This is a genomic window from Haloarcula japonica DSM 6131 (assembly GCF_000336635.1).
Taxonomy (GTDB): domain Archaea; phylum Halobacteriota; class Halobacteria; order Halobacteriales; family Haloarculaceae; genus Haloarcula; species Haloarcula japonica.
Window position 1 is genome coordinate 37,265 of the sequence record NZ_AOLY01000031.1, and the last position, 20,573, is coordinate 57,837.

A 20,573-nucleotide genomic window follows, 5' to 3' on the forward strand; every position below is an offset into this window, starting at 1 on the left:
GACCCGCACGGTTTTGGGTCGGGGTCGGCTACGGGTAGCTATGTCCGAGGAGTTCACCCACGTCGACGAAGAGGGGGACGCACAGATGGTCGATGTCGGCGACAAGGACGAGAGTCAGCGCCGCGCGGTCGCACGCGGACAGATCCGACTCACCGAGTCCACACTCGCCGCCATCGACGCCGACGAGGTGGAGAAAGGCGACGTGCTGACGACGGCCCGTATCGGCGCGATTCAGGCGGTGAAACATACCTGGGAGACGGTGCCGATGTGCCACCAGATCCCCATCACGAACGTCGAAGTCGAATTTACCATCGCTGACGACGCCGTCGAAATCACCGTCGCCGTCGAGACGGTCGGCAAGACCGGCTGCGAGATGGAGGCCCTAGAGGGCGTGACGACCGGCCTCAACGTCGTTTGGGACATGGTGAAGGCCAACGAAAAGGACGAAGACGGCGAGTATCCCGTGACGGCAATCCAGAACGTCCGGGTCGTCGAGAAAACCGTCGACCGCTGAGCATAGCTAGTGACGGTGGAGACGCCGCTGCCATGAAAAAGGTCTATCTACGTCGCCCTGCTACTGGTGTGCATGCAAGTCCTCGGTATCGTCGGCCACTCCGAGTCGGGGAAGACCACGCTGGTCGAGCGGCTGACCCAGCGGCTCTCCGGGTCCGGACGTGTCGCGACGGTCAAACACTGCACGCACGCGCCGGACGTCGACACTGACGGGAAAGACACGGCTCGACACCGCGACGCTGGCGCGGCCGAAACGGTCGCGCTCACCGACGACGGCGAGTGGTACGCGACGGGGCAGTCGCGGACCCTGGACGAGACGCTGGACGCCCTCGCACCCGACTACGACTACGCGCTCGTCGAGGGGTACTCCGAGGCGGCGATACCCAAGGTCGTCCTGGGCGACCGCGATGTCGCCGATCCCGTCGTCCATCGCGCGCCCCACGGCGCGGACGCTACTCTCGACGACATCATCGCTGCGATGGAGGAGCGGGACCCCTACATCACGCTGGAGACGCTCGTGGCGGACGTAAAGCGGGACCCCGACGAGGTGTACTCCGGCGCGATTGCGACCTTCACCGGGCGCGTTCGCGCCCAGGAAGGACCGGAGGACCCGCCGACGGAACTCCTAGAGTTCGAGCGCTACGACGAAGTCGCCGCCGAGAAGATGGCCGCGCTCCGCCGGGACCTCGAAGCCCGTGACGGCGTCTACGCGGTCCGACTGCGCCACAAGACCGGCGTGGTCGAGGCCGGCGAGGACATCGTCTTCGTCGTCATCCTGGCCGGCCACCGCGGTGAGGCGTTCCGCGCCGTCGAGGACGGCATCAACCGCCTGAAGGAGGAAGTGCCGCTGTTCAAAAAGGAAGTCACCGTCGACGAGGAGTTCTGGGCGCACGAGCGGTGAGTCGGCAGCGCTGTTTTCACGACACCGGCTACCGCCACGGCGTCGCCCGCAGGGCGTGGACTATCAACAGCGTCCCGAGCGCGACGCCCAGCAACACTACTGCCACGGGCAGCGCTGCGTCCAGGCCGTCCGAGATGAACGAGGCCCAGATCTGGACCGGCAGCGTCCGCGGGTAGTACGCCAGCATCATCGTCGCCCCGAACTCGCCCATCGCGCGTGCGAAAGTCAGCACGAGGCCGGCGAGCAGGCCGGGCTTTGCGAGCGGAACCGTCACCGAGCGCATCGTCCCGACCCAGTCGTGCCCGAGCGACCGCGAGGCCTCTTCGAGGTGGTCGTCGATGCCGTCGAAGGCGGCCTTGGCGGTGACGACGAAGAACGGCGACGCGACGAAGGTCTGGGCGGCGACGACCCCCAGCAGCGACCGCGTCAGCGCCAGATCGGTGAGGCCGCCCAGCCCGTTCGGGCCGACGACGGTCAGCAGTAACATCCCGCTGACGACCGGCGGGAGGACGAGCGGCAGGACGACGGCCCCCATCGCGGCGGTCGCCAGCGCGCCGGTGTTCTTCGAGAGCCAGTAGGCCAGCGGCAAACCGAACACGACGGCGATGGTGGTACTGCCGAGCGCGGCGACGAGGGAGGTGACCGCGGCGTTGATGACGTACGTCTCGGTCAGACTCGTCAGTAGCGCCGTCGGGGAGTACGTGAGCACGAGCACCATCACCGGGACGACGAAATACAGCAGTAGCACCGCTCCCAGGACGGGTACGAGTTCGCGCACGCCGACCGTGTGGCCGGCCGGGGTCTTACTGCGTGACAGTACTCGGGACATCTCCCACTAGTCGAGGATACGCCTGGCGGACAGTAAATCCGTGTGGTGCGAGCCAGTCGCCGGACAGGACTGCCTCGAAGGCTGTGCGCGTCGCTTCTTGTTCGTCGCGGCGGACGGCTCCGTACTCGATTGGGTTGCCGGTGATTGCCGTGCCGTTTGGCAGTTCGTAGCTGGTGGTCTGATACTGCTCCGCGTATGTGGGGTCACCGAGGTGTATCTCCGGCGGGAACTCCCGGAACGGGTAGTCTCGTTCGACCGCCATACTCCGGTAGACGAACGCGGCGTTGACGGCTCCCGTCTCGAACTGCGCGAGCAGTTGCGTCTCCGGATAGGTCTGGTCCGGCGAGAGAACCGCATCAGCCAGGCCGGGTTCGTCGTAGTAGTCGGCTGCGAGGGCCAGCACGAACAGCGTCCGGTAGCCAAGCGGGTCGAGCGTCGGGTCGGTGCGGCCCAGTGAAACGCTGTCCCCCCGGAGCGGGTCGTACCATGGCTCCGCGTCCGCGACGCGCGTCCCGCCGTCGGTCTCTGGGTTGTATGCCAGCACCATCTCGTTGCTCGCGACCACAGCGTGCCAGGGGGTGTTCATGACCCGGTTGAACAGGGTCGGGTCCGCCAGCGCGACGATAGCCGGGTCGCGCTTCCCGTCGGCGACCAATCGCGCGGCCTGAACAGAGCCGCGGGCTTCGACGGCGAGCTCGACGTCCGTCTGGGTCTGGAGCGTCTCACTGGCCGCTTTCTGCAAACTCCCCGCGACCAGCACGTCCACCCGTTCCCGACCGAACGCCCCACAGCCTGCCGTCGCGGCGATACCACTCCCCAGCGCCGTGAGTACTGCGCGGCGGGTCCGGCGGGCCATTGTCCGTCTATTTCCCGTTCGCGTACATCGGTGTTGGGGTCCATCCCAGTATTGACAGGGTCTCTTTACCGCGACCGATCACCACAATTATATAATTGAGTAATACAACCTAGTGATTATGACGCAGCTAGCAGCGGCCCGGAACGGGACCGTCACCGAGGCGATGGAGCGAATCGCAGAGCGCGAAGGTGTCGAACCGGGGTTCGTCCGGCAGCAAGTCGCCGACGGACAGGCGGTGATTCCCGCAAACGTCGGTCACGACTCACTGGACCCGATGATTATCGGCCGGGAGTTTGCGACGAAGGTCAACGCAAACATCGGCAACAGCGAGGAGACGAGCGACATTGAGGGGGAACTGGAGAAGCTCCACACCGCCGTCCACTACGGCGCGGACACGGTGATGGACCTCTCGACGGGGAGTAACCTCGACGAGATACGGTCGGCCAACGTCGAGCATTCGCCAGTCCCCATCGGGACGGTCCCCATCTACGAGGCGGTCAAGCGCGCCGGTGACGCGAACGAGATTACCCACGAACTGCTGCTCGACGTCATCGAGAAGCAGGCGAAACAGGGCGTCGACTACATGACCATCCACGCCGGCGTCCGGATGGAACACCTGCCGCTGACCGACGGCCGGAAAACGGGTATCGTCTCCCGTGGCGGATCTATCCTCGCCCAGTGGATCGAGGAGAACGGGATGGAGAACCCGCTGTATACGAAATTCGAGGACATCTGCGAGATATTCCGCGAGTACGACGTGACCTTCAGCCTCGGCGACGGCCTCCGTCCGGGCTGTCTCGCCGACGCCGGCGACGACGCGCAGTTCGCCGAACTGGACACACTCGGCGAACTCACGCGGACCGCCTGGGACCACGACGTGCAGGTGATGGTCGAGGGACCGGGCCACGTCCCGATGGATCAGGTCGCCGAGCAAGTCGAACGCCAACAAGAGGTCTGTGACGGCGCGCCGTTCTACGTGCTCGGCCCGCTCGTGACCGACGTTGCGCCGGGCTACGACCATATCACGAGCGCTATCGGCGCGACGGAGGCGGGGCGTGCCGGTGCGGCGATGATCTGCTACGTGACCCCCAAGGAGCATCTCAGCCTCCCGGAGAAATCCGATGTGCGGGACGGACTTGCGGCTTATCGCATCGCTGCCCACGCCGCTGACGTGGCAAACGGCCGCGAGGGGGCACGGGACTGGGACGACGCCCTCTCGGAAGCCCGGTACGCCTTCGATTGGCGCGAGCAGTTCGACCTGGCGCTGGACCCCGACCGCGCCCGCGAGTACCACGACCAGACGCTCCCCGGTGACAACTACAAAGAGGCGCGATTCTGCTCAATGTGCGGCGTGGAGTTCTGTTCAATGCGCATCGACCAGGACGCGAGAGAAGACGGCGAGATGGAGACGATCGAGGCTGACGTTGACGACCGGACTGCCCTCGAAGAGTCGTCAGCGGCGGAGGTAAACCGGCCGCCCGTCGGTACCCACGACGAGGCCGATATCCCCGGTCCTGACGCCGATATACCCGCTGATACAGAGGGTCGTGCCGACGATTAGCACGGCGATAGTTCTTTATAACCGGTGTTCGTTTATTGAAACGATGCAAAAGAAAGTCATCGCCCTCGTCGCGGTCATGGCGCTTGCCCTCGTGTACGTCGTCAAGCGATAAGGCTGTACGAATCGACTGTATCGCCCTCTGAATCTACTGTCGGCCGCCCTGCCCACTGGTCCTCAACGGCGTCGCATGGGGTGGGGTACCCCGATGGCCGGCAGTATTCTCTCGGTTTCTGCGCTGTCAGCGGCAGCGCCGTCGCTTTCCGAACCCTTACCCGGCGAACCGCCGTACGAGCGTGCATGTACGGCGTCGTCACCCGTAACGAGGAGGAGACGGAGTGGTCCGAGTTCGACCGGGCGTTCTACGAGGTCAAGGACGTGACCGGCCGCGCTGTCGAGCCAATCGCCGGTGCGGTAAACATGGTGTCCTGTTTCGGCGACAACGCGGTCGAGAGCGAGGAGGACCTGCTCGCGTTCGACGACGAGGGGACGCCGGCGACACGGAATCAACCGTACTTCGACTGGACGTACGTCTGTCCGACCCACGACCGCTACCGTGAGGGTCTGCTCGACATCATCGAGGATGCGGCGGCCGTCAACGAGGACGTTCGTCTCGACGACGTGGGCTTTCCCCGGGACGAATACTGCCACTGCGACCGCTGCGAGCAGCGCTTCGCCGACAGCGAGTTCGACGACTGGTCGGCCTGGCGAAGCAACGTCATCACGGAGTTCGTCGCCGAAGCCCGCGAGCGCGTACCCGGTGAGATGTACCTCACGCTGTATCCGGACCCCTACCCCGGTCACCTCGAAGCCCGCTCCGGCGTCGCCGTCGACGATATCGCCGAGTACGTCGACGAGTTCGTCGTCCCGATCTACGACATGGCGTACTCGACGACCTACTGGCTGGAGATTCTCGCCAAGGGATGGCAGGACCGACTCTCGACGCCCTTTAGCATCGAACTGTACGCCGTTGACGTGGATGTCGACGACCTCTCGAAGGCCGTTGAAGTGGCCGAGGAGTACGCCGAAACCGTGCTGTTCGGCTACGACGCCAGCAACGCCCGTGCGACCATCCGGCGGATGAACGCCGATGCGCGCGAGGGGCAGTCGTTCGGGCCGGAGTAGCGCCCTCCACCTCGACCGATTACGCCTCGCCGCCGAACCGCTGTCCGCGCCATTCTAAAATCTCCTCACGGTCGCGTGTGTCGGCCGGCAGTTCGTCGAACCACCGGGCCTCACTGATTTCGTGATCCGGGTCGTCGACAGCGATATCGGTCGTCTCCGCTCGCGCCTCGTACACCGGCAACACGCCCCAGGCCATGTTGCCGTCGCAGTAGAACTCGATCCGTCCGAGCATCCCAAGTCCCTCAATCGTCGCCTCGATACCACTCTCCTCGCTTAATTCCCGTAGCGCGGCCTCCTGAAGGGATTCGCCTTCGTCGAGTTCGCCGCCGGGCAGAACCCACATATCGACGCCCTCATGACGGACAAGCAGGAGTTCACCGGTAGATCGGTAGGCGAGCGTGTGCGCGCCGTAGGGCGCGCCGTGGTCGCGGGCGGCCATGGCGACGTCCCGAAACCGGTTTCGCGGGACGTTGCGATGGCGCGTGAACTCGACGTAGCCGCTGTAGCGCTCCCGGAGCTCGTGATACGTCTGCTCGGCGGTCTGACACGCGCCGTCGGCGAGAAACCACAGGTCGTCGACGCTCGTCATCTGTCCGAACGGCGCGTAAGTGCCCGCCGTGGCGGCGACGAGTATCCGGGGACCCCTACCGTGCTGCTCATGGCAGGCCGTTGGCGCGAGGTGCCTATAAGCCTTCGACACCGAATCAGTCCCTTTTTGACGAGCCACCGAGTACCGCCGGGTATGGCATTCGAAGAGGACGACAGCGTTATTCTCCACGACGAGCACAGCGACTACGACGGCGAGGAAGGCACCGTCACGCAGGTCGTCGAGACGATGTTCGGCGACGCCAACTACACGGTCTCCTTCGAGGACGGCCAGGAGCAGGGCGTCCCCGAGGACAACCTCGAAGCCGCAGAGGACGAGTAGGGCCTCCATGTCGTCGGTTCCGTTCCACTACGTCGACCTCCGGACATTCTGCTACGCGACAGAAGACGACAAGCGCGTCGAGGGGGCGCTCCGGACGTTCCTGCCGGAGGACTACCCCATCGAACGCGCAAAGAGCGAGGGGCACTACGGCGACCGCATCATCGTCCTCTCGGCCCGCGTCGAGAACGCGGACGACATCCGCCACGTGCTCACGCAGGTAGCGTCAGCGCCGGACATCGAGGCAGTGCGTGCGGAACTCGACGACCGGGTCGACGACAACTGTTCGTTCTTTCTCACCTTCGACAAGCAGGCCGCCTTCGGCGGCGATGTCGAACGCGGCGACGGCATCACACTCCGGGCGAAAGTCGAGGCCTACCCCGCAAAGCGGGAGAAGGCAGTCGCAAACGCCCGCGAACTCCTAGAGGAGTTGTGATGTACGAGGCCGTCTACGCCCATCCCGACGGCGGCAGCACCGTCGCCCGACAGGCGCTGACGGCCGCCGACTCGGGCTACGACGGCATCGTCGTCAGGAACCACGGCGACGAGCAAGCGGACTACGACACCGACGCCGTCAGCGACGCGTACGGCATCGACGTCGCGGTCGGTGTCGAGGTCCGGGCAGACGACCCTTCGCGGGCGAGCGGCTTCGTCGGGAACTACCGGAACGACCGGACGATAGTCGTCGTCCACGGTGGCGACCGACGCATCAACCGGTTCGCGGTCGAACAACCGACTGTCGACGTGCTCGCCCACCCGATGCGCGAGGACGGCGATTTCAACCACGTGCTGGCGAACGCAGCGGCCGACAACGGCGTCCGCATCGAGTTCGACTTCGGCCCGGTGCTCCGGTCGTCCGGCGGCAGTCGCGTTCGCGCCATCAAGGAACTGCGGAAGCTCAGGGAACTAGTCCAGGACGCCGGCGCACCGTTTGTCGTCTCGGCAGCCCCGAGCAACCACCTCCAGATTCGCGCCCCACGGGACGTCGTCGCCGTCGGAGAGACCATCGGATTCGACGCCGACGCCGTCCGCGAAGGGCTGGCAGAGTGGGGACGGGTCGCGGAGCGCAACCGCGAGCGCCAGAGTGATGACGTCATCGAGCCGGGCGTTCGGCTGGAAGACAGTGACCGGCGAAGCGACGACGAATAGACTGCACAGTATCGCTGCGTACGTAGCGAAGAGATTTCTCGGACGAGACCCTCGGAGACGTATGGATAGCCGTCCGCGAACTGTCGCCGGTCGTATTGTCGAGTCCGTGGCAGGGACTGAACGCCGTCGTCTGCTGGTGGTCGTCGGGGTTCCGGTCTTGTTCGTGGCGCTGATCGACCTCACGGCTAACTTCGGAGTCCTCGTTCTTTTCCTTGCAGCGGGTCTGGCGGCGTTTCTCTACACGCGACCGACGGGCCAGCAGACGGTGGCAGCCAGCTGTTACGGAGTCGGCGTGCTGCTGATCGGGCTCTTTTTGCTGGAGCTGTATTGGAACGGAGTGCAAGGCAGTACGGAGCCACTATTCGGCACAGCAACGCGGCTTCTCTGGCGGGCAGTGACGGGGACGTCGTTGATCGGACTCGGGCTATGGCTTCGACAGCGTGAGCTCTGAGGCATCTATCAGGTCCACCGGTCGCCACACCGCACCGCTCATTGTTCTCCGCGCCAACGCTGGCGTATGAAACACCTGCCGAAACACCTCCGGCCACGCTGGCGCTATCTCGCCGTCGGTATCGAGACGTGGCCGAACGCCTCCTTCGGCCGGCGGGCGTTCCAGCGCGAGGTGTGGTACGCCGCACAGAACCTGCTGGGCGACACCGGCAGTGCCGAGACGGATATGACTGTTCTCCAGTTCCACGACTACGAGGGCACAGCCGAAGCCATCGTCCGGACCCGACGCGGCCAGACGGACCCGGCGCGGGCCGCGCTTGCCTGTGTGGACAGCATCGACGACGACGAGGTTCGGGTCCGTGTCCGGGGGATTAGCGGCACCGTGCGCGCCTGTGAAGAAAAGTATATACGCGGGCCGCCGGAAGCCACTGAACAGAGACACGTCGTGTTCGAGAACGCAGACCGGGGGGCTACGGTTCGGCCGCCGCGCTACGATGTCGAAACGGCCTCCGACGGCCCGTTCGTCGGCGCGACAGCACTCGATTTCCGATAACTATGCAGGGACAAAACCAACAGCAGGCCTACGACCGCGGGATCACTATCTTCTCGCCGGACGGACGCCTCTACCAGGTCGAGTACGCCCGCGAAGCGGTCAAACGCGGCACAGCAAGCATCGGCGTCAGAACGAGCGACGGCGTCGTCCTCGCCGTGGACAAGCGCATCCGGTCGCCGCTGATGGAGCGCTCCTCGGTCGAGAAGATCCATAAGGCCGACGACCACATCGGTATCGCCTCGGCCGGCCACGTCGCCGACGCCCGACAGCTCATTGACTTCGCCCGCCGACAGGCGCAGGTGAACCAGCTCCGCTACGGCGAGCCAGTCGGCGTCGAGACCCTCACCAAGGAAATCACCGACTACATCCAGCAGTACACCCAGGTCGGCGGCGCGCGCCCGTTCGGCGTCGCGCTCATCATCGGCGGCATCGTCAACGGCGAGCCGCGCCTGTTCGAGACTGACCCCTCCGGGACGCCCTACGAGTGGAAGGCCCTCGCCGTCGGTGCCGACCGCGGCGACATCCGGGACTACCTCGAAGAGCACTACGACGAGGGGATGGACCTCGACGAGGGCGTCGACCTCGCGCTGGCCGCCCTCGCGTCGGTCAACGACGACGGCCTCACGCCGGAGGGCATCGGCGTCGCCACGGTCGATGTCGAAACGGAGACGTTCGGCCAGCTGACAGACGAGGAGAAGGAGGCCCACCTTGCGGAGGCTGACCTGCTTGATACCGGCGACGACGCGGACGAGGAAGGCGAAGGCGAAGACACCGAGGAAGAGTAACGCTTCCGACGGCCTCTGTGGACGATTGGGTCCTTTTCTGTTCGACTACGCAGTAAGGCCTTTAACTGGCCCACTGCTACCGACGGGTATGATATCGCTTGACGAGGCGGTGACGGCGCGCCTCGAATCCCACGGCCAGCGGTTCGAGGTACTGGTGGATCCAGACGCTGCGCTAGCGATAAAACGTGATGACTTCGACGGCGATCTCGAGGACGTTATCGCAGCGGAGGACGTGTTCGAGGACGCCTCGCGGGGGGACCGACCGCCCGAGAACATGCTCGAAGAGGTGTTTGACACCACCGATCCGATGGCTATCATCCCCGAGGTCATCAAGCGGGGAGAGATTCAGATCACGGCTGACCAGCGCCGCGAGATGCAGGAACAGAAGCACAAACAGCTCATCCAGCGGATCACGCGCAACGCGGTCAATCCGCAGATGGACGACGCGCCACACCCGCCGGAGCGCATCGAGTCCGCCCTGGAAGAAACGGATTTCCGGGTCGACCCGATGGAACCCGTTGAAGCGCAGGTCGACGACGCCCTCGATGCGCTCCGGCCGGTCATCCCGATCCGGTTCGACGAGGTCACCGTCGCCGTACAGGTCCCCGCAGACTACGCCGGGAGCGCACAGGCACAGATCCGGCAGTTCGGCGACCTCGAACGCGAGGAGTGGCAGTCCGATGGCTCGTGGGTCGGCGTCATGACGTTCCCGGCCGGCTTGCAGAACGACTTCTACGACGTGGTGAACGAACACACCAGCGGCGAGGCGGAAACCCAGATAATCAAAGACGAGGACGACATCAGTACGCGCGGCTGACGCCGCGGCGGCGCGTTACCCCTTCTTGAACCCGACGAGGAAGCCGGCCGTGAAACCAGCACTGACAGGCAGTGCCGAAAGCAGCGACGTGACCCAGGACGGCGGTTGCGTCGCCGCCGCATTCCCAGCAGGACCGGTCGCGTTCTGTGCGGCCCCACCAATTGCGTCCCAGTTCACTTCGAGAATACCGCGCGTCTCAAGAAACTTGAACAGCGCCAGCTCGATGCCGATGATAACGGCGATGAGCTTTGCGATCTTCTTCGCGGCGAATCCGATTATCCCGCCAATGAGGCCGCCGCCACCGAATTCGAGCCCCATCTGCTGGAGACCCAATCCATCTAGTTGGAGTACGAAATCATCCATACCGCGTACCTGACTGCCTGTTTTTAAATCTTTTGTGCTCCCTCTGGCGTATTCACTGTTATACACAGCTTCTGCTACAGAGATGTGGCATCGTTGCTACCCGGGTGTCCCAAAGAATTCAGGGAATTATTTTCCACACGGTGCTATTTCTTTACTCATATCCAAAGATTTGTATTCGAGGGACGAATCCTTCTTACTGTTAAGATGGCAGAAACACCGAATTCCGATATGAGCAGCGCCGCAGGCGGACGTTCGAAGCGACCAAAATCTAACCAGGACTGGTGGCCAAATAAGCTGAACCTCGAAATCCTTGACCAGAACACCCGGGATGTCGGCCCGATGGAGGATGACTTTGATTACGCGGAAGAGTTCCAGAAGCTCGACCTCGAAGCGGTGAAGTCGGATCTCGAAGAGCTGATGACGTCCTCCCAGGACTGGTGGCCGGCTGACTACGGCCACTACGGGCCACTGTTCATCCGGATGGCCTGGCACAGTGCCGGGACGTACCGGACCGCCGACGGTCGCGGCGGCGCGGCTGGCGGTCGACAGCGCTTTGCACCGATCAACAGCTGGCCGGATAACGCGAACCTCGACAAGGCGCGACGGCTGCTCCTGCCGATCAAACAGAAATACGGCCGCAAGATTTCCTGGGCCGATCTGATGATCCTCGCAGGGAACGTCGCTATCGAGTCGATGGGATTCAAGACCTTTGGCTACGCTGGCGGCCGCGAGGATGCGTTCGAGGAGGATAAGGCTGTCAACTGGGGGCCAGAAGACGAGTTCGAGACCCAGGAGCGCTTCGACGAGCCGGGCGAAATCGAAGAAGGGCTCGGTGCCTCTGTGATGGGTCTCATCTACGTGAACCCGGAAGGGCCGGACGGCAACCCGGACCCGGAGGCGTCGGCGAAGAACATCCGGCAGACGTTCGACCGGATGGCGATGAACGACAAGGAGACAGCCGCGCTCATCGCCGGCGGACACACGTTTGGCAAAGTTCACGGCGCTGACGACCCCGAAGAGAACCTCGGTCCCGAGCCCGAAGCAGCCCCCATCGAGCAGCAGGGCCTCGGGTGGCAGAACAAGAACGGCAACAGCAAGGGCGGCGAGATGATCACGAGTGGTATCGAAGGGCCGTGGACCCAGTCGCCGACCGAGTGGGACATGGGCTATATCAACAACCTGCTCGATTACGAGTGGGAGCCGGAGAAGGGTCCCGGCGGCGCGTGGCAGTGGGCACCCAAGAGCGAAGAGCTGAAAAACAGCGTGCCGGACGCCCACGATCCGTCCGAGAAGCAGACGCCGATGATGCTCACGACAGATATCGCCCTGAAGCGAGATCCGGATTACCGAGAGGTCATGGAGACCTTCCAGGAGAACCCGATGGAGTTCGGGATGAACTTCGCGAAGGCCTGGTATAAGCTGACCCACCGCGACATGGGTCCGCCCGAGCGATTCCTCGGTCCGGAGGTTCCTGACGAGGAGATGATCTGGCAGGACCCGCTCCCGGACGCTGACTACGGCCTCATCGGGGACGCAGAAATCGCCGAGCTCAAGGAAGAAATCCTCGACTCGGATCTCTCCATCACCCAGCTCGTCAAGACCGCGTGGGCGTCAGCATCGACCTACCGCGACAGCGATAAGCGCGGCGGCGCCAATGGCGCTCGTCTCCGACTCGAACCCCAGAAGAACTGGGAAGTCAACGAGCCGGAGCAGCTGGAGACGGTTCTGGAGACGCTCGAAAACATCCAGACGGAGTTCAACGACTCACGCTCCGACGGGACGCAGGTCTCGCTTGCTGATCTGATCGTGCTGGGCGGCAACGCGGCCGTCGAGCAGGCAGCAGCGAACGCCGGCTACGATGTCGAAATCCCGTTCGAACCCGGCCGAGTGGATGCCGGGCCGGAACACACTGATGCCCCCTCCTTCGACGCCCTCAAGCCGAAGGTCGACGGGGCTCGAAACTACATCCAGAACGACATCACGCGACCAGCCGAGGAAGTGCTGGTCGACAACGCGGATCTGCTGAACCTGACGGCCTCGGAACTGACGGCGCTGATCGGCGGCATGCGTTCGATCGGTGCGAACTACCAGGACACCGACCTCGGCGTCTTGACCAACGAGCCGGAGACGCTGACCAACGACTTCTTCGTGAACCTGCTCGACATGGGCACGGAGTGGGAGCCGGCAGCGGACTCGGAACACCGATATAAGGGTCTCGACCGCGACACCGGCGAGGTCAAGTGGGAAGCCACACGCATCGACCTAATCTTCGGTTCGAACGACCGACTCCGAGCGATCTCGGAAGTCTACGGCTCTGCTGACGCGGAGGAGAAGCTCGTCCACGACTTCGTGGACACGTGGAGCAAGGTCATGAAGCTCGACCGCTTCGACCTCGAATAGAGCAGAGTAAACGTCACCGCAGTGGTGGCTATCGCGAAACAGGGCGGTCCCACGTCAGCAACCGACCCCGCTATCCCGCCGAATCTGTCGTTTTATTGCCGAACCACCGGCTCACTGGCCGTTACTGTGAACCGCCCGGGGGGTTAAATAATCGGACACCGTATCTTCACAACGAGTGACGGCGACACACACCACCGAACGAGCGGTCATCGCGAAGCGCGTCGACAGTGGCACCGCCGACACCGAAGAGATCCGGGACCTTGCCCGGGCGGCCGGGTACGATGTCGTCGACGAGATCACACAGACCAGGACGGAGGACCCGGCGTACCACCTCGGCGAGGGGAAGGTAACGCGACTGAGCAACGCGGTCGCCCGTGAGGGAGCCGCTGTCGTCATCTTTGACAACCAGCTCGGCCCGTATCAGACGTACAACATCGGGAACGAACTCCCCGAGCGTGTGCGCGTCATCGACCGCTTCCGGCTCATCCTTGAAATCTTCGGCCAGCGGGCCCAGACACGGAAAGCCCAGCTGCAGGTCGAACTCGCAGAGCTCCGCTACGAACTCCCGCGTGCCGAGGCCAAGGCGAGTCTGGCCAAACGCGACGAGCGCCCGGGATTCATGGGGCTCGGCGAGTACGACGAGTCCCGCGAAGAGGACATCAAAAAGCAGATCGCCAACATCCGGGACGAACTGGAATCCATCGAGGAGACCGAGCGCCATCGCCGGGAACAGCGCCGCGAGTCCGGTTTCGACCTCGTCGCGCTGGCCGGTTACACTAACGCCGGGAAGTCGACGCTGCTGCGCCGCCTCGCAGATGACCTCGACGTGGACGAGAACGACGATCTACACCCCGACCTCGACACGACGGCAGAGAGCGAGGACCGCCTGTTCACGACGCTCGGGACGACCACTCGCCGCGCCGAAGTCGGCAAGCGCGAGGTACTGGTCACCGACACAGTCGGGTTCATCCAGGACCTCCCGCACTGGCTCGTTGAGTCGTTCAAGTCCACGCTGGGGTCGGTGTACCACGCCGACCTCGTCTTGCTCGTCGTCGATATTTCGGAGTCAGTCGAGGAGATCCGCGAGAAGTTGGTGACGAGCCACGACACGCTGTACGAGCGCAACGAGGCCCCGATCGTCACGGTCCTCAACAAGACCGACATGGTCGACGACGAAGAGGTCCGTCGCAAGAAAGACGCGCTCTCCTCGCTGGCACCGAACCCCGTCGCCGTCAGCGCCGAGCAGGGGCTCAACATCGACGACCTGGCGGAGCGCATCGACTACGAACTGCCTGATTACGAGCGCGAGCGGCTCGTGCTCCCGATGAACGACGACACGATGAGCCTCGTCTCGTGGATTCACGACCACGCCAGCGTCGAGACGGTCGACTACGGCGACCAGGTGGTCATCGAGTTCGAGGCGCGGCCGGCCATCATTGAGCAGTCCCGGTCGAAAGCGGGAGACTTGGTCGGTGCGTCGGCCTGATACAGACGCTACGTTTCTGCTTCGCGCTGCCACAGGACGCTCGGTATCTCGTCTAGCAGGTCTGTTGCGACCAGTCCGTAGCCGCGGTCGTCGACGACGCGGTCACCGACACTGCCGACGGTGTAGGCAGCGATGGCGGCGGCGTCAATCGGGTCTTGGACGCAGGCGAGCGCGCCCGTCACGCCGGCGAGCACATCGCCGGTTCCGCCGACCGTCATCCCGGGATTGCCGGTTCGGCCGACGCGTGCCCGCTCGCCGTTGGAGACGATGTCGTACGGGCCTTTGACTAGCAGCGTCTGTCCGATCTCCNGATGCGAAGGACTCAACGAGATCCGCCCGCTCTTGCCAGTCTTCGGATGTCTCACCACCCATACCGAGAAGTTCGCCCTGATGGGGTGTGCAGATGAGTTCCGCATCCGTTTCGGTGTCGGGCACCACCGACAGCGCGTCGGCGTCGACGACGGCGGTCCCCTCGAACGCTGCAAGCAGGTCCCCGACCGCCTCCAGGGTTGCGTCGGCGTCCCCGAGCCCCGGTCCGACGACGAGCGTGTCATGGGCCGCCGCCAGTTCGGCGAGATGGTCGACGTGGGGCGGTGCGAGGTGGTCCCCGTCGAACGGTCGCACGATGAGGTTCTCGCTGTAGGACTGGACCTCGCGGGCCACCACGGCCGGGCAGGCGACCCGGACGAGGTCGGCACCCGCTCTGAGCGCGGCTTGGGCTGCGAGCGCCGGCGCGCCGGTGTAGGGGCCGCCGCCGACGACCAGCACTTCGCCGTTGTCGCCCTTGTGGCTCGCGGGGTCCCGTTCGAGCCGCGTGAGGTCGCCCCGCTCGATGAACAGTTCCGCAGCGTCAGGGATGCCGATGTCGCCGACGGTGACCGGTACGTCGAGGTCCGGGAGCCCGGGCTTGGTGTCGTGGAACGTGACCACGTGATCGGCCTCGACGGCGTTCTCGGCCAGCCGTCCCGTTTCAGCGTCGAGGCCGGACGGGACGTCCACCGAGAGAACGGTCGCGTCGCTCTCGTTCATCGCCGCGGCGGCCGTCGCCGCCGGTTCCCGGAGGTCGCCGGTGATACCCGTCCCCAGCATCGCGTCGACGACGACGTCGGGGGTTCCGAGGGTTAGTGCCGAGGAATCCTTGACCGTCTCCGTCGGATACTCGGCGTGCTGGAGAGCATCCCAGTTCTCCCTGGCAATCGTCGTCGAGATGTTGTCTGGGCGACCCAGCAGCAGGACACGAAGGTCGTAGTCGTCGAGAAAGCGGGCGGTGACGAGGGCGTCACCGCCGTTGTTCCCCCGGCCGGCGACGATGGTGACCTGGTCGCCGGGGTCCGCGATGGTACGGACCGCCCGTGCGACGGCGTGACCGGACGACTCCATCAGCTGTTTGCGCGGGACGCCGAGCGTAGCGGCGTTCTCGTCGACGACACCCATTTCGGAGCCGGTGAGCATATCGGCGGGTTCGCCCGCCAGCGAAGTAACTTTACGGGACTGCGGCTTACCAGCGGACCTCGAACCCGTCGACACCCTCCGGGTCCTCGTACTCGACTTCGACGTCGGTGACGTTCGCGCGTTCACTCCCTTCGTGGCAGAACTCGATCATGGCGTCCACGTCGGCTTCGGGGCCTTCGAACACCGCTTCGACGCGGCCGTCGTCGAGGTTGCGGACCCACCCGTCGACTCCCTGGTCCTGTGCGCGCTCCCGCGTGGTCGCTCTGTAATAGACGCCCTGAACACGACCGGAGACGAATACGTGTGCTCGCGTGCGAGCCATAGCCGAGGGTTTGCCGGCGGACTCCGTTATACTGTCGCCTTCCACCATGCGTGTCAGTCCTCGTTGCTGCCCGTCCTGAGGTAGTGGAACAGATACGTCTGCGTGTAGCCGGCGAACTCCCCACCCAGTGCGGTCCGGATGGCCCGCGATGTGTCGGTGTAATTCCCGCGCTCACATTCCGGGTAGTACTCCTCGATGGTCGAGCGGATCCAGGTGTCTAACGGGACCGCTTCGAGGTAGTCAAGCGAGAACAGCAACACGCAGTCCGCGACCTTGTCACCGACGCCCACGAAGCGGGTGAGCGACTCTCTGGCGTCCTCGTAGTCGAGGCCGACGGCTTCCCCGGGGTTGGCCTCGCCGGTCGCGACCATCTCCGCCGTGCGCTGGACGTACGGTGCGCGATAACCCAGTCCGAGATCCCGTAGCCGCGCCTCTGTCGTTTCAGCCAGCGCAGACGGCGTCGGATAGGCGTTGTACGTTCGCCCGTCGAACTCGACCTCTTCGCCGAACGCGTCGCGGAGCGCCTGCTGCATACTGTGAATCCGAGCCACGCGCATTTGGGCCGAACAGATGAACGAGATGAGGGAGCCAAACGGAGGGTCCTGAACCAGTCGCATCCCCCAGAACGTATCGTATGCCGACTGGACTACGTCGTCGTCCGGTGCCGTCTTCCGAATCGCGGAGAGATTGTCCTCAAGCCGCAGGAGTCGCTTGAGGTCCGCCTTGGCGTCGATTGTGGACTCCCATTCGAGGACACCGTCCCGCTGCCGGACACGGATGACTGCTGGTGACCCGTCTCGGCGGACTGTCGTCCAGTACCATGCGTCGCCCCCGGTTGCACCGTCGCGCTGATACATCTCGCCGTCATCGCGGTCCCAGAGGTAGGACTGCCCGCTCTCGACAGTTGCCTGCAAATCGATACCGCCGGCCAGCGATTCGACATCGATGACGCCCTGTTCCATTGTCTGTGTGTACGGACCCGGAGGTAATGGCGTTACGAGTTCTGCTCGCACTGTGCTGGCACACACTGGCAACCCAGCAACCGGCGTTGGCCAATCTACCACTGTGTTCCGTCGTGGTGATGTTTTTCGCTGCCCGTCTGTGTACCACTCGATTCGGCGCTCCGTCTCTCTGACTCCTGATATCCGTGGTGTATGGGACGCACTGGTTCAGGGCTAACCTTCATTATATTGGGAAACAAACATACTACCATGAATTGCCGAGTTGTTGTCGAGGCCGCAGTCCCAGTGTACGACGTGGCATCTGCGGACGAGGCAGTTCGCATCGCCATCTCGAAGACGGGGGAAATGCTGAACCCCGACCTCAACTACGTCGAGATCAACATGGGCGACCGGCACTGCCCGCACTGCGGCGAGACACTGGAACCGGCTTTTCTCGCGGCTGATGAGAGTCTCGTCGCACTCGAACTGGAGATGACCGTGTTCAACGTCGAACGGGACGAACACGCCGCCCGAATCGCCCGCAAGGAGATCGGGCAACGACTCGAGAACATCCCGCTCGACGTACTCGAAATCGAGGAAATTCCGGAGGAATCCGACGAGACAACGGAAGACGATTCCTCGACTACGGAGTCGGAAGCTGAATCCGACGACCTGCCATCGGACCAGTCTGAGGACGAATCGGACGACGTGTTACCCGAGTTCGAGGAATTAATCGACGAGTAAGCTCACCACCGAGCGGCAGGGGCATCTGTGCTACACCCTCGGCGTATTGCAGCTTTGATATATGTCTGACAACGGTTATACGGTCACTAATCGCAGTGCTGGTCGGGAGAACTGCGTAGAAACTACGGAGAACCGTTAGTCCGCGGCGGCAGAAACAGGCTCTTTGGTTTCATCAGCCATCTCGGAGGCAATACCGTCAGCAATCGCAAAGACAGCGGCCTTGTGGTCTGTTTTCGACTTGTGAATCGATGTCGGCTTGACGCCCAGTTCCTCGTATTCGTCGTGGTCCACTTCTGTCCCGGATTCGGCTTCGTAGTGGTTCTGTACCTGTGCAAGCAGGCCGTGAAGGTGGATGAGCTCCTGCTTTTTCATAGTCAACCCAAGGTAACAACTCGAAGGTTATAGTACTACTCTGATGAAGGTTAACACACGTCTCTACTAATAATGCGTAATAGTTTATGGATAATTCCCCACATAGCGTATATTCTGGTGGTTTTACATTAAATTTTACCACTTCTCTAAAGACATTGTTGTGTGCTAGCAATGTGAGCGTACTCAACAACGGAGCGCGATAGACCGAACACTGTCACCTGAAACGTATTGCGGGTGTCTACGGCTGGTACCCAGAATTATGGGCTGTCTATACCTGCTACTGATATAGACCAAGCAACTCTCCCATCAGAAACCGAGATCGGCCGGGTGGCCCTAACTGTTGCTGATTTATAATCGACTGTCGATTTCTACCGAGATGTTGTCGGCCTCCATCACGTCGCGTTTCGCGTTCCATCGCGAGCGGCGCTGGGTGACGCACTCCAGCGTATCGACTCGGAGTGGACACTTGACGGCGCATCGGACCACGGTGTCAGCGAGGCGCTGTATCTGTCGGGCCCAGCCGGGAACGGCGTCGAGATATATCGGGACTTTCCGCGGGTGTCGTGGGGGGAGACACCGACGGGTCACGTCGAAATAGTGACTGACCCCCTCAATACGCGGTCAGTCGCGGCTGCCGGGACCGACGACCGGTCGATGTCCGCTGACTCCGATATTGGACACGTACATCTGGAAGTCTCATCAGTGGAAACAGCGCGGACGTTCTACGCCGACGTACTCGGATTACGCGTCAGAGCCATGTACGACGGTGCGGTGTTCCCCGCGGCTGGTGACTACCACCATCATATCAGGGCCAACGTCTGGCAGCGGCGGTCCAAGCCCCATGCCGGACAGGGACTGGCGTGCTTCGAGCTTCGGCTCCCCGACGAAGCGACTCTTGGTGCGACACGTGAGCGCCTCCGTTGATCCGACTACGCCGTCGCCGAGACCGACACCGGTATCGCAGTGCATGACGGCGACGACATCGAACTCCGCTTGTGAACCTGAGTACGGGACATTTAGACCGACTGACCGATGTGCCAAGTCAAGTGTCTTCGGGTGCTATCTGGGGTATGCACACGACACGGTGGCTGGCCACGGCGGCCGAGCGAACTGGAGGAGAAACCGACTGCGCGGGCGCAACAGGGCGAAGCCGACGACCGGGAGGAGCGCGATGAGCGGCCCCCATCAGGGCCAGCAGCTCGTGACCGCGGGAACCGCGCTGTCGGAGGCGAGCGCGGCGGTAGTGCTGGTCCACGGCCGGGGTGCGACGGCCCGGAGCATCGTCCAGATGGGGGCGGAGTTCCAGCAGGACGGACTGGCTCTCCTTGCGCCCCAGGCCGCGCGAAACACCTGGTATCCCAATTCATTCCTCTCACCGGTTGAGCAGAACGAACCCGGACGGACATCGGGACTGCAGGCTATCGAGGACGCCGTCACAGAGGCCGAGGAAGCCGGGATCCCGACTGATCACGTACTTGTACTGGGCTTCTCTCAGGGGGCCTGTCTCGCGAGCGAATTCGTCGCTCGTAACCCTCAGCGGTACGGTGGCCTCGTCGCCCTCAGTGGCGGTCTCATCGGCGAGACCATCGACGAAAACGAGTACGAGGGCGACATCGAGGAAACGCCGGTGTTTCTGGGCTGTAGCAATGTTGACCCACACATCCCCGAAGAACGCGTGCACGTCACAGCCTCGGTCTTCGAGCAACTGAACGGGGACGTGGAGGAGCGCATCTACGAGGGGATGGGCCACGGCGTCAACGAGGATGAACTGGCGTACGTCTCGTCACTGGTCGCTCCCCTCGCCGATTAGGCGGTCCGACCGCCGATAGCTGTCTGCATCCGGACGGCTGGGGAACTCCGATTTGCCGATATATGACCAGGTACCGATAGTTGGTACCCACAGGTGCTGGCTGCAGCAATTAAACGCCTATTACATAGTACCTACTACCAGAAGGCAAATAGTAGCAACAGGCTACCGGGCTGGGTAGCGGGTAGAACTTTTTTCCTTCGATCTGAGGGAAACATATAATTA

The 20,573-nt window shown here is 63.4% G+C and carries 24 protein-coding genes and 1 pseudogene; 16 read left to right on the top strand and 9 right to left on the bottom strand.

The window, feature by feature from the left end; genetic code table 11:
* The first annotated feature begins 40 nt into the window (after positions 1-40).
* On the top strand, positions 41-514 hold the full coding sequence (moaC, locus tag C444_RS09055; protein WP_004592428.1) for a cyclic pyranopterin monophosphate synthase MoaC: 474 nt from the start codon (positions 41-43) through the stop codon (positions 512-514).
* A 72-nt stretch (positions 515-586) separates the two neighbouring features.
* Positions 587-1,414 carry a molybdopterin synthase gene (locus tag C444_RS09060; protein ID WP_004592429.1) on the top strand — a complete coding sequence of 276 codons (828 nt, stop codon included), beginning with the start codon at positions 587-589 and terminating at the stop codon, positions 1,412-1,414.
* A gap of 28 nt (positions 1,415-1,442) precedes the next feature.
* Here C444_RS09060 and C444_RS09065 read toward each other — a convergent pair whose 3' ends face one another.
* Together C444_RS09065 and C444_RS09070 are read right to left on the bottom strand one after the other, a co-directional pair.
* The gene (locus tag C444_RS09065) at positions 1,443-2,243 is read right to left on the bottom strand and encodes an ABC transporter permease (RefSeq protein ID WP_049909377.1); all 801 of its coding nucleotides are present in this window, start codon (positions 2,241-2,243) and stop codon (positions 1,443-1,445) included.
* Positions 2,218-3,099 (bottom strand): extracellular solute-binding protein, encoded by an 882-nt coding sequence (locus tag C444_RS09070; protein ID WP_004592431.1) that lies wholly within the window; start codon positions 3,097-3,099, stop codon positions 2,218-2,220. Before C444_RS09070 ends, C444_RS09065 begins: the two co-directional genes overlap by 26 nt.
* A gap of 118 nt (positions 3,100-3,217) precedes the next feature.
* Here C444_RS09070 and thiC point away from each other — a divergent pair, with 118 nt between their 5' ends.
* Both thiC and C444_RS09080 read left to right on the top strand, forming a co-directional pair.
* Complete coding sequence (thiC, locus tag C444_RS09075; protein WP_004592432.1) at positions 3,218-4,660, top strand: phosphomethylpyrimidine synthase ThiC; 1,443 nt, start codon at positions 3,218-3,220, stop codon at positions 4,658-4,660.
* Positions 4,661-4,957: 297 nt separating this feature from the next.
* Positions 4,958-5,782 (top strand): hypothetical protein, encoded by an 825-nt coding sequence (locus C444_RS09080; RefSeq protein WP_004592433.1) that lies wholly within the window; start codon positions 4,958-4,960, stop codon positions 5,780-5,782.
* A 19-nt stretch (positions 5,783-5,801) separates the two neighbouring features.
* Here C444_RS09080 and C444_RS09085 read toward each other — a convergent pair whose 3' ends face one another.
* Entirely contained in the window at positions 5,802-6,371 is a 570-nt protein-coding gene (locus tag C444_RS09085; protein WP_004592434.1) for an NUDIX hydrolase, read from the bottom strand.
* Between the two features lie 153 nt (positions 6,372-6,524).
* On the opposite strand from C444_RS09085, the gene C444_RS09090 reads away from it, so the two are divergent.
* From C444_RS09090 to C444_RS09120, 7 genes are all read left to right on the top strand, one after another.
* Entirely contained in the window at positions 6,525-6,710 is a 186-nt protein-coding gene (locus C444_RS09090) for a hypothetical protein (protein WP_004592435.1), read from the top strand.
* Between the two features lie 7 nt (positions 6,711-6,717).
* Positions 6,718-7,143: an RNA-binding protein gene (locus C444_RS09095; RefSeq protein ID WP_004592436.1), complete on the top strand. Its 426-nt coding sequence runs from the start codon at positions 6,718-6,720 to the stop codon at positions 7,141-7,143.
* Positions 7,143-7,856, top strand: a complete 714-nt coding sequence (locus tag C444_RS09100) for an RNase P subunit p30 family protein (protein WP_004592437.1) — start codon at positions 7,143-7,145, stop codon at positions 7,854-7,856. Before C444_RS09095 ends, C444_RS09100 begins: the two co-directional genes overlap by 1 nt.
* A 61-nt stretch (positions 7,857-7,917) precedes the next feature.
* A complete protein-coding gene (locus C444_RS09105; RefSeq protein ID WP_004592438.1) occupies positions 7,918-8,307 on the top strand; it encodes a hypothetical protein in 390 nt (129 codons plus the stop codon).
* Between the two features lie 66 nt (positions 8,308-8,373).
* Positions 8,374-8,859 carry an Rpp14/Pop5 family protein gene (locus tag C444_RS09110; protein ID WP_004592439.1) on the top strand — a complete coding sequence of 162 codons (486 nt, stop codon included), beginning with the start codon at positions 8,374-8,376 and terminating at the stop codon, positions 8,857-8,859.
* 2 nt (positions 8,860-8,861) lie between these two features.
* Positions 8,862-9,644 carry an archaeal proteasome endopeptidase complex subunit alpha gene (gene psmA / locus C444_RS09115; protein ID WP_004592440.1) on the top strand — a complete coding sequence of 261 codons (783 nt, stop codon included), beginning with the start codon at positions 8,862-8,864 and terminating at the stop codon, positions 9,642-9,644.
* Positions 9,645-9,732: 88 nt separating this feature from the next.
* On the top strand, positions 9,733-10,461 hold the full coding sequence (locus C444_RS09120; protein WP_004592441.1) for a ribosome assembly factor SBDS: 729 nt from the start codon (positions 9,733-9,735) through the stop codon (positions 10,459-10,461).
* Between the two features lie 15 nt (positions 10,462-10,476).
* On the opposite strand, the gene C444_RS09125 is transcribed toward C444_RS09120, so the two are convergent.
* Positions 10,477-10,824, bottom strand: coding sequence for an FUN14 domain-containing protein (locus C444_RS09125; protein ID WP_004592447.1), 348 nt, complete (start codon positions 10,822-10,824; stop codon positions 10,477-10,479).
* 204 nt (positions 10,825-11,028) lie between these two features.
* On the opposite strand from C444_RS09125, the gene katG reads away from it, so the two are divergent.
* Both katG and hflX read left to right on the top strand, forming a co-directional pair.
* Positions 11,029-13,224 (top strand): catalase/peroxidase HPI, encoded by a 2,196-nt coding sequence (gene katG / locus C444_RS09130; protein ID WP_004592448.1) that lies wholly within the window; start codon positions 11,029-11,031, stop codon positions 13,222-13,224.
* Positions 13,225-13,399: 175 nt separating this feature from the next.
* Entirely contained in the window at positions 13,400-14,710 is a 1,311-nt protein-coding gene (hflX, locus tag C444_RS09135) for a GTPase HflX (RefSeq protein ID WP_004592449.1), read from the top strand.
* 8 nt (positions 14,711-14,718) lie between these two features.
* Here hflX and C444_RS09140 read toward each other — a convergent pair.
* From C444_RS09140 to C444_RS09150, 3 genes and pseudogenes are all read right to left on the bottom strand, one after another.
* Positions 14,719-16,162 (bottom strand): annotated as a pseudogene (locus C444_RS09140) (NAD(P)H-hydrate dehydratase).
* A 46-nt stretch (positions 16,163-16,208) separates the two neighbouring features.
* Positions 16,209-16,532, bottom strand: coding sequence for an acylphosphatase (locus tag C444_RS09145; protein WP_004592450.1), 324 nt, complete (start codon positions 16,530-16,532; stop codon positions 16,209-16,211).
* Positions 16,533-16,537: 5 nt separating this feature from the next.
* Positions 16,538-17,446, bottom strand: a complete 909-nt coding sequence (locus C444_RS09150) for a DNA-3-methyladenine glycosylase family protein (protein ID WP_004592451.1) — start codon at positions 17,444-17,446, stop codon at positions 16,538-16,540.
* A 249-nt stretch (positions 17,447-17,695) separates the two neighbouring features.
* Here C444_RS09150 and C444_RS09155 point away from each other — a divergent pair, with 249 nt between their 5' ends.
* Entirely contained in the window at positions 17,696-18,169 is a 474-nt protein-coding gene (locus tag C444_RS09155) for a DUF555 domain-containing protein (RefSeq protein WP_004592452.1), read from the top strand.
* Positions 18,170-18,304: 135 nt separating this feature from the next.
* On the opposite strand, the gene C444_RS09160 is transcribed toward C444_RS09155, so the two are convergent.
* Positions 18,305-18,541 carry a UPF0058 family protein gene (locus C444_RS09160; RefSeq protein ID WP_004592453.1) on the bottom strand — a complete coding sequence of 79 codons (237 nt, stop codon included), beginning with the start codon at positions 18,539-18,541 and terminating at the stop codon, positions 18,305-18,307.
* A gap of 348 nt (positions 18,542-18,889) precedes the next feature.
* The gene (locus C444_RS22750) at positions 18,890-19,129 is read right to left on the bottom strand and encodes a hypothetical protein (protein ID WP_239641281.1); all 240 of its coding nucleotides are present in this window, start codon (positions 19,127-19,129) and stop codon (positions 18,890-18,892) included.
* Positions 19,130-19,138: 9 nt separating this feature from the next.
* Here C444_RS22750 and C444_RS22755 point away from each other — a divergent pair, with 9 nt between their 5' ends.
* Positions 19,139-19,465, top strand: a complete 327-nt coding sequence (locus tag C444_RS22755; protein WP_239641282.1) for a VOC family protein — start codon at positions 19,139-19,141, stop codon at positions 19,463-19,465.
* Positions 19,466-19,712: 247 nt separating this feature from the next.
* Positions 19,713-20,351, top strand: a complete 639-nt coding sequence (locus C444_RS09170; RefSeq protein ID WP_004592455.1) for an alpha/beta hydrolase — start codon at positions 19,713-19,715, stop codon at positions 20,349-20,351.
* The last annotated feature ends 222 nt before the right edge of the window (positions 20,352-20,573 follow it).